2 protein-coding genes and 1 pseudogene are annotated in these 2,124 nt (G+C 39.2%); 2 read left to right on the forward strand and 1 reads right to left on the reverse strand.

Going from position 1 to position 2,124, the window contains the following annotated elements:
• Nucleotides 1–438 (reverse strand): annotated as a pseudogene (locus tag AB4589_RS22210) (site-specific integrase); the annotation flags it as partial.
• Between the two features lie 632 nt (nucleotides 439–1,070).
• Between AB4589_RS22210 and AB4589_RS22215 the strand changes: the two are divergent.
• Entirely contained in the window at nucleotides 1,071–1,259 is a 189-nt protein-coding gene (locus AB4589_RS22215; protein ID WP_017101218.1) for a hypothetical protein, read from the forward strand.
• A 537-nt stretch (nucleotides 1,260–1,796) separates the two neighbouring features.
• A partial coding sequence (locus tag AB4589_RS22220) for an AbrB family transcriptional regulator (protein ID WP_372101696.1) occupies nucleotides 1,797–2,124 on the forward strand: 328 nt, incomplete at its 3' end.

The raw sequence follows: 2,124 nt of genomic DNA on the forward strand, positions 1-2,124 counted from the left end.
GCTGAGTTCATCAAACCAACGATGCACATGAAACGAATCAATACGGCTGACAGGAAAACGTCCAAACTCGGGCAACAAATGCCTTCTTAAGGCGCTCGACGCTGTCCCTTGTGTACTCAGTTTCCATCCCTTGCAGACCTTATCCGTCCATTCTTCTTTCACCAAAGCATCAAAGCGAATTAACCGTATCGGTTTCGTCTCTTTTTCTAAAAAAGAAGACTGTAAAGCTTGCACGTGTTGTCTGGCTTGTTTTAGGGTGAATTGTCCCACGGCCGCTAACGTCTTATTGGGAATGGGTAGATAAGTCACATAGAAACGGCGATCATCGGCATAGACTCTAACCCCTAACGCGGGAATTTTGGTATCCCACACCGTATACGTTCGAGTTTTTGAATGAAGAGATTGAATCACTTTAGAAGTGAATAACAGTGACTTCATGAGCGCATCCCCTTAACGAGTACACCCGACACATGAGAGGCCGCCTGACACACGTCCTCACGTCCCAAATGCGCATACTTTAGCGTCGTTTCCGCTTCAGCATGCCCCAAAAGACGACTCAGCACGATCACGTTCACCTTCGACTGAATGGCAATACTGGCGTAGGGTGTGGTCAAAAATTGAAAATACAGGGGCACTTTCACCCCAAAAATACAGGCTAGAAATGAAAAAATTCTAGAACGCACCATCGCATCAAACCAATCAAATATCCTTTTATATACTGGAGGCATTTCGTGAACAGTATCTAATCCTGATTTTCATTATAAACCCTTAACGAATATAAATTAAATGTAAATAATTAGATCTTAGCCTTTGTGTTAACTTATAAAATAATAAGTAACTATCTACTTACTCTGGCAATAAGTAACAAAACAATAAGGGAATTCTTCATGGAAAGACAAATAAAACTATTTTCACTGAAGAGAAAAGGAGCAGCAGTCCCTAAAGTAAACATAATTAGTATCAAATCAACTTTCTCATGAAGACGAAGCTTCTGGGTTTAAAGATACTTAATTTCAATTAATTTTGGTCGTTAAAATTATGGTTTTTCTTATAAAAAAGAGTGCGTTGCTATGAAAAATGAAAAGTCAGTGAAAACAATTCAAAAAAAATCGAAGTTTAGAGACTATTTACGCTATCTGCGGATTAAATTTAAAAGGTATAATTTTAAAAGTGGAAAAAATAAAAATGCATCTCTCGATGTGAGACACCTTTCTGACCATTTAAAAAAAGACATTGGTATATATGATAAAGACCACTAACATCATTAATATCTCTTCGTACTCTTGTCTTACTCGTTGTGTCACAAAGTTTAGTTGCACTACATGCGCACTGATTTTTAGAGGCAATTAGGCTGCTGTCTGCAAAATGTCTCCCAAAAAGATAATCCTTCAGGATTATATGAGCTGTCCATTTTAATTATCGACCATAGTTCCACTCCTACAAGGGTGGAACTAGCTTCCTCATCAGGTTTCCATTCCGGGCACTGATACATCTTACCTTGCCAGTGACTTTGCTCAACGATTAGACAATGGTCAATATTGTGTAGAGACAGATAGAAAAGGAGTACTTCTTTGATTTCATCATCAATGCTACAGGAATACAACGTTCACTCGATAGAAGCAATCCGGTACTTGATAGCCTGCTAAGTCAGAAACTGGTGATATTCAAATGGGCTTGTATGCTCTTGGGCGGATAACTTGTGGTGATTTTTACATAGTCAATAACATAGATATGATTAATAACCAAATCTCCACTTTATTGTCATCCTTCAAGCTAAAAAAAGGGGAAACCAAAACATGTATCTAGCCTCATTCATAGCTTTGGTTGGCTCGCTCTTATTTACATATTTCGAGATACCACTAGGTGTAATGTTCGGTGCCCTGATTGCTCTTTTGTTAACGGTAAAAACAGGGTTTACTCTAGCTCTTCCCAAAAGCACATTGACCGGAGTACAGTTAATCCTTGGTGCCACAGTGGGCTCAATCGTCCCTATGCAGACTCTTTCCAAGGGTTATCCGATATTACTTTTTGTGGGACTCGTCCTTTGTATGTCCGCACAAGTTCTCACCTCGTATCTCTGGCTTTCTAAGCGAGAGAAATGGTCAAAATATGAAAGCCTACTTG

It is taken from the genome of Vibrio sp. 10N.222.49.A3 (assembly GCF_041475145.1).
Taxonomy (GTDB): domain Bacteria; phylum Pseudomonadota; class Gammaproteobacteria; order Enterobacterales; family Vibrionaceae; genus Vibrio; species Vibrio tasmaniensis_A.

What these genes read in the sequence shown, in the direction of transcription:
- AB4589_RS22215 (WP_017101218.1), top strand. Translation starts at nt 1,071, where the DNA reads ATGAAAAATGAAAAGTCAGTGAAAACAATTCAAAAAAAATCGAAGTTT.